Consider the following 6,905-nt stretch of genomic DNA (forward strand, 5'->3'; position numbering starts at 1 on the left):
TTAGGAAGAGGACGATTATCTGAAAGTGGTTTCAGATAACGGGAGCGGCACTACGTATTTATCCGGCGTCATGGCAATAGTAGCATTGGCAGAGGCCCCGCTGTTGATGGAAGACTGGTTAATGCGTTTATAATAGTAGAACAGTTGTCCTTCGCCCCAAAATTCTTTCTGGTATTCTCCGGTGAGCTGTGCTCTTTTATCGCCGCTGATGGTAAGGGGAGGAAGGCCCCTGTTATAACGCACAGTATTCAGCAGCGTGCTTGCTTTGCCGTCGTCTGTTTCTCCTTCCATGGCGATGTAGTATAATTCCGTAATACGCATGAGCGGTTGTAGTTTCCGGTAAAGCAGGTTTTTGTTTTGTATATCTGCATACTTGAAAAAAGTTTTGTCTGTACGGGTAGAAGTCCTGTCTATATCAAAGTTGATCCGGTAGCGGTAATCGTTGCTGTAATCCTCATAAATAGCGGTAAGCCGCTGCGGCAGGGGGGCCAGGAGACTGGTGTTCAGGCTGGCTGCGAACCAGCTTGTTTGGGTGGTATACATATCCGCATTTTCCAGTCCGAAAATAATTTCGGAAGAGAAGATGCGGTCGGGGTTTGCGATGCCGGGTGCAGATAGTGCCGCCGGGCTCCAGGGGAACCAGGGCGTGGCTTCATTGATGATACTGGTGGCCACTGCAGCTGCTCCTGTGTTATCGCGCCGGTATAGCAGCACTCTTGCCAGCAGTGTTTTTACCGCGTAGTAGTTCATACGACGATTGCGCAGGCTGAAGAACTTATCGGAAACAGCCTCGGGGGTCTGTATACCGGCAGTGCGTACCGGGTCGTGTTCCAGCAGCTTTCCAGCGGTGGCAATATCGGCCAGTACATTTGAAATAACGGTATTGGCGGGCAGCAGCGCTTCTATTTTTGAATCCGGTGTAACCGGGTAGGGAACGGCTGTTTTAGTGGAGTCCGTGACATATACGGGGCCGAAAAGCCGCAGTATATCGAAAGCTACAAATGCGCGGAGCCCGTATGCTTCTCCAAGCAGGAGATTTTTCTCTTCTGCGCTTAACACATTGTTCGCGCTGTCGAGATTGTGGATAAAGAGATTGATATTAAGAATGGCTGTGTAGGAGCTGTTCCATATACCGGCGGTGTGCCCCATGGTGGTGGCATCCCCATACTTGTAACCGGCGGTTGTATAGAATGGATGTGAAGTGGCGCCGCAATTATAATACTGGGCCAGTACATCGAGGGTAGTGGTGGTGAGTTCGCGGCCGTATACGGTTGGTTTTGCCAGGTTGAGGTAAATACCGTTGATCACATTACGGATAGATGTCTGACTGCTGTATACCTGGTTTTCCAGGAACTTGTCTTCCGGCTGCACATCCAGGTATTTGTTGCACGATGCCAGTGTGAGAAAGAAAAGAGTAAGTAACAGGAGCGGAAATATGCGTTGTATCGGTTGCATAAAAAAGTATTTAAAAGAAGATGTTTAAACTGAAAGAAACCGCATTGCTGAAGGGGTAATCAATCCCTCTTTCTGCCTTGATATCCGACAGGCGGAAAATATCATTCATATACGCGTTCACCCGGATGGTTTGCAGCTTCAGACGCCGTACCCATGGGTATTGGACTGAGCGAAATTCGTAACCTGCATTAATGGATTCGCCGGTGAGATAGTTTTCTTTCTGGATGAAACGCGACGACATTGGCGTTACATCGGTGAGGCTGATACCTTTGAACAGTGCTTCATCGCCAGGTTGTTTCCAGCGGAGTTCCAATGCTCTTTTATCCTGGTTGTACTGCAACTGGTCGAAGCTGATGTTCTCTACTTTATTGTACAGGGCGGAATTGAAAATATAAGCGCCAATGCTGTAACGGAGATTAATGCCGAAGAGAAATCCTTTGAAATTGAGATTGGAACTAATCACGCCTTCCACCTGCGGCCGGCCATTGCCAAGTGGTACAATATCGGCCGGGTCATATACCAGTGTTTTTTCACCGTTTATTTTCCTGAAAACTTCTTTGCCGGAAGCGGGATCTATACCGAGAGATTTTACTGCCCAGAGTTCATCAGGGCTGTAGCCGTCGAGATAGCGTTGCAGGGAGTTGGACTTTTGTGCTTCATCATTCAGGTTTTTGAGGATGTTGGAGAAGCCTTCGTACCGGCTTTTGTATAAGCTACCGGTATAACCGAGCGTCCACAGGATATTTTTCCGTGGCTGATAAATGGGTGAGTACCGCACAATAGCTTCCACACCGCGGGTTCGCAGGTTGCCCACGTTCAGCACATAGGTGGAAACCCCGGAAGATGCAGGCAGTGAGCCATCCGTGATCAGCGGCTTCGATAGTTTTTCATATGCATTGAAAGTAGCAGTGAGGCGGTTGTCGAACAGGGCGGCATCCAAACCAACGCTGGTACTTTGTGTTTTCTGCCACTCCAGCAAGGGGTTGCCGAGTTGGGTAAGATAAAGCCCCTGGCCATAGATGTTCAGGTTGTTTTCATACCCGTAAACAGAAGTGGAAGCATAGCTGCCCAGCGCCTGGTTACCTGTGGTACCTATATTTCCCCTGATACGTAGCATGGTTAACCATGACAGGTCCGACAAAAAATGTTCGCTGCTGATGTTCCAGCCCAGGCCCACCGACCAGAAAGGGGAGTATTTGTTTTCGGCGCCAAAAGAGGTGGAGCCATCGATCCTGAAATTGGCATCTACGAAGTAGCGGTTATCGTAGGCATAGTTAACGCTGGCCAGCGCATTTACCCTTCTCACGGTTGTTTTCTGGTATACCGGTTTGCTGTCGGGTAGAAAGCCATAGGCAAAAGCGGGATTGGGATTTACGCCTTCCGGAAAGCCGGTAGCTGTATAAGCGGAATAGGTTTGGCTTTGTTCCTGCATTTCAGTTCTGGCGTTCCCGGTAAAGCTGTGCACATCCCTGAATACTTTCCGGTAAGTAAGCATCAGGTTGGCCTGGTAGCTCATATTGTCTGTCCGCGAATCGGTATACCGGCCTTTACGGTAAGTATCTACTGTATCGAACATAGTATTGGCAGCGGGGATGAAAAGCGTTCCTTTGATAGCTCCTTTTTGTACCTGCAGTCCGCCGGAGAAACGCAATGCCCGGGTAAAGTCATATATGAAGTTCAGGTTGTTCTGGAGTATGAGCGTATTGGTATTATTTTTTGAGTTAAGGGTAGCGTTGTATAACGGGTTGCCTACTTTAACGGTATCGGGAATAAAGGAGTTGGTATTTACCAGGTAGGTTTCCAGGTACCTGTCGGTATTCAGGCTGCCGTCGTCTCGTTTTTTCCGGTAGTAGGGATTGATATTTACAAAATCATTGAATGAGCCGTAAGGCGATTCATCGGAGCTGGTCCCATTAACATACAGCTGGTTGGTGATATTCAGTTTTTTCTTGCGGTAGGCCAGGTCTACGGTGCCGCCCCAGGTGGTTCTGCCGGATCCTTTCATCACGCCATTCAGCCCGCGGTAATTGAGGCCTATGCCATATTGAAATTCCTGGCTGCCGCCGCTTACGCGCAGGGAGTGTCCGCTGGTGAAGCTGTTTCTCAGCGGAACGTTGAGCCAGTAGCTGTTAACGCCGCTGCGCACCGCTGCCAGTCGTTGGTTGTAAAGATTATCATTGGTGATGCCGGAGATGCCGTTGCCGCTTTTGTACAATCCTGCCAGGCGTTGAAATTCCAGGTTCTCTGCAGCATTCATCATGTTATAATCGCGAAGGTCGGGTATTTCCCAGCGGAGGTCGGCGGTATACGATACGTTGAGCTCTCCCGGTTTGGGTTGTATGGTTTCCACGATCACCACCCCGTTGGCGGCCCTGGATCCGTACAGTGCGGTGGATGCCGCATCTTTGAGCAGGGTAATGGAAGCCACCCGGTTTATATCAAGATCCACGATCTGCTGCAGGGTTGTTTCCATTCCATTCAGGATAAACAGGGGCTGGTTGGGATCATTTGAAAACTGGTCCCTTACCGTGCTGGATGAAAGGCTTGTTTTGCCGCGTACTTCTATGTTGGGCAGCTGGTTGGGATTGGAGCCCTGGATGTTATTGGTGGTAACAATGAAGGATGGGTCCAGTGTTTTCAGGCTTTGCACTACGTTGAGGTTACCTACCCGCCGTAAGTCTTTTCCGCTGAAAGAGGCAACTGCGCCGGAAAAGGTCAGTTTATTCCTGTCGAACATCCCTGTGCGCACCACTACATCCTGTATTTCTACTGCGGTCCGTTCCAGCTGGATAGTGCGGATTCCTTCTTTCCAGGGCTTTAGTTCCAGCGATCTGAAGCCCACAAAGGTGATGAGGATAACGGATCTTTCATCCGGAACACGCAGCAGGAAAGTACCATCCGCCTGGGTGGATGTGCCAAAGCGGGTACCTTTCACTACCACACTGGCGCCGGCCAGTGGCTGCCCGCCTGCATCGGCCACCCGGCCTTTCAGCAGGAAGGGCTGCACCTGGTCGTCTGCATTGGTGGGCTTGTAGGGGCTTATTACAATCGTATTGGCATCGCGGATAGTATAGATAAGCGGCAGGCCCTTCAGGCATTGTGCCAGTACTTCTTTCACCGGCGCATTTTTTACGTGCAGGTCGAACCGCTTTTCTTCCGGTAACATATCGTTGTTATAAATAAATACATAACCCGATTGTTTCCGGATCTCTTTAAATACTTCTGCCAGCGTAGTGCTGTTTTTTGAGATCGTGATCTGTGAGAAGCCTGCTGCCGCTATGTGCAGACATGTCATCAGCAGAAAAATAGCTTTAAACTTCATGGTTGATAATGGTTTGGTCTTTGTCCTGCCATCATAGTGCAGGGAATGATAATAAAGCCACAAATGTTTCATTTGTGCAGATCCTGGTTTAATCGCGTTATTGAACAGAGGCATTATCTGCGCAGCCTGCAGTGCATGACAGATCTTACCTCTTGCGTGGTGGTGCGCGTGGTTACTCTAAAAACGACAGTCGGTATAAAAAATCAGTATACTTTAATTTTATTTCCTTCTTCCCTGAACGTCACCGCCCCGGTGGCCGACAATAATGACAACACCTCACTGATCTGCGAGGAACGGGCTATTACGGCGCTGAATTTCAGGTGAAGCATTGCGGGATCCGCCTCAAAATCCACGTTATACCATCTCGACAGGAGGCGTAGCACAACAGCCAGGCTTTCTTCTTCAAAATCAAAATAGCCATTTTTCCATGCAATTACTTTTGAGGTCTCTACCTGTTTTACCGGGATAGATACAAGAGCGCTGTTATGAGCTACTACCGCCTGCTGATCCGGCGCCAGTATAATACCGGCATTACTGTTTTGAGCGGCCACCTTTATTTTCCCTGCAACCAGGGTAGTGCTGGTAGTTCCTTCATCCTCGTATGCGTTGATATTAAATTGTGTGCCTAGCACAGTTACCCGCTGATGTGCAGATACTACAACAAAGGGCATGGCTTCCGCAGTGCCTGTATTAAAGGGGCTTACCTCCAGGTATACTTCTCCCGTAATTTCTATTTTTCTTTCCTTACCGGTAAATGCAGTAGGGTACCGGATCGATGATGCAGCATTGAGCCAGGCTTTGGTACCATCCGGCAATGTTACCTGGAACTGCCCTCCGCGTGGGGTACGTAATACATTATAGCTTAGGCCGGGAGAACTGCCCTGTACATTGTATACCAGCTGGCTGCCCTGCTGACGCACGGAAGTGGCGCCTTGCTGCAATTGCCTGTTGCCGGCGCTGTCCAGTGTAACGTTGGAGCCGTCGGCCAGTGTAAGAATCGCTTTATTGGCGCCGGGTTTAGCAGTGCTGATATAGGTGGCCACCGGCCGGGGGGAAGGTGAGTGTGGCGGCCACCAATAATAGGCGCCGGTGGCAATGAGCAGTAAAACGGCTGCTGCCGCTGCATAGCGCTGCCAGTATCTTATTTGTTTCACCGGCTGCCTATGCGCCTGCACATAAGCAAAGATCTCCTCCCTGAGCGCCATGTCTTCCGGTATCTCCATCGGTATTTCCAGTGCCTCGTCCACTGCTTTTTCCAGTACAGGCATATGTTGCCTGCTCCTGATCATAGCAAACAGCAGTTCCTTCTCCTTTGCAGTGATGGAGTTAGTGAGGTATTTATCCATTAATGACTGAAATCCCCCGGAAGGATGCATACACGATTACATTTTAAGACATCAGTTAATAGTGTCTTTACTATAAAGACCATAAAAAAGGGCGATAGGTGCAGTGGAGTGAAAAGTTTTTTTTATTTCCCTGTTTTTTCCAGCAGCCAGATGATGAGCAACGCGTTGCTACCATGTTTCCGGACATATTCCCGGATGGTATTGAGCGCGCGTACCATATGGCTTTTTACGGTGGCCGGTGCAATATTCAGCTCCTGTGCAATTTGCGGATGTGTTAAGCCCTGTTCCCGGCTTAACCGGAAAATAATTGATTGTTGTGGTGGCAACTGTGCAATGGCATCCTGTATAAGGGCCGCGGTTTGTTTGTATTCCAGCAGGGAATCCGGCGTGAGATAATCTTCCGGTATCGTATCTCCCACCTGTTCTACATCCACAAAGGAGGCCTGCTGGTGAAGGATGTTGACAATCGTATTACGGGCTACAATAAACAGCCAGGCATCAAAGTTTTCGACCTCCGGCAGTTTATGTCTTTTTTCCCATAGTTTGATGAATACTGTTTGCACCGCTTCTTTTGCTTCCCCGGGTGTTTTAAGGAAGCTGAGGGCTACCTGGTAGATCTGGTTCCAGTGACTGTTAAACACCTGCCTGTAGGCAAGTTCATTTCCTGCTGCTATCTGTAAAAGAAGCGCCTTCCCGTTATATGTTTGGCTGACTGGCAATTGCTTTCCGTATTCATGTTCCACTTCTCCTGCAAACTATAATAAAAAATCTAAAAAAGGGAA

4 protein-coding genes are annotated in these 6,905 nt (G+C 49.1%); all 4 read right to left on the reverse strand.

All coding sequences use genetic code 11. The features are described from left to right. Positions 1 to 15: 15 nt before the first annotated feature. Positions 16 to 1,455, reverse strand: a complete 1,440-nt coding sequence (locus VN105_RS21475; protein ID WP_325644046.1) for a RagB/SusD family nutrient uptake outer membrane protein — start codon at positions 1,453 to 1,455, stop codon at positions 16 to 18. A gap of 10 nt (positions 1,456 to 1,465) precedes the next feature. Then, a complete protein-coding gene (locus tag VN105_RS21480; RefSeq protein WP_325644048.1) occupies positions 1,466 to 4,750 on the reverse strand; it encodes a SusC/RagA family TonB-linked outer membrane protein in 3,285 nt (1,094 codons plus the stop codon). A gap of 230 nt (positions 4,751 to 4,980) precedes the next feature. Further along, a complete protein-coding gene (locus VN105_RS21485; RefSeq protein WP_325644050.1) occupies positions 4,981 to 6,153 on the reverse strand; it encodes a FecR family protein in 1,173 nt (390 codons plus the stop codon). A gap of 92 nt (positions 6,154 to 6,245) precedes the next feature. Then, a complete protein-coding gene (locus VN105_RS21490; RefSeq protein WP_325644052.1) occupies positions 6,246 to 6,866 on the reverse strand; it encodes an RNA polymerase sigma-70 factor in 621 nt (206 codons plus the stop codon). Positions 6,867 to 6,905: the final 39 nt, after the last annotated feature.

Source organism: Chitinophaga sp., assembly GCF_035564935.1.
Taxonomy (GTDB): Bacteria; Bacteroidota; Bacteroidia; order Chitinophagales; family Chitinophagaceae; genus Chitinophaga.

Bases quoted from the DNA above. Each gene is read 5' to 3' on its own strand.
- VN105_RS21485 (WP_325644050.1), bottom strand. From the start codon at position 6,153: ATGCATCCTTCCGGGGGATTTCAGTCATTAATGGATAAATACCTCACT.
- VN105_RS21480 (WP_325644048.1), bottom strand. From the start codon at position 4,750: ATGACATGTCTGCACATAGCGGCAGCAGGCTTCTCACAGATCACGATC.
- VN105_RS21475 (WP_325644046.1), bottom strand. From the start codon at position 1,455: ATGCAACCGATACAACGCATATTTCCGCTCCTGTTACTTACTCTTTTC.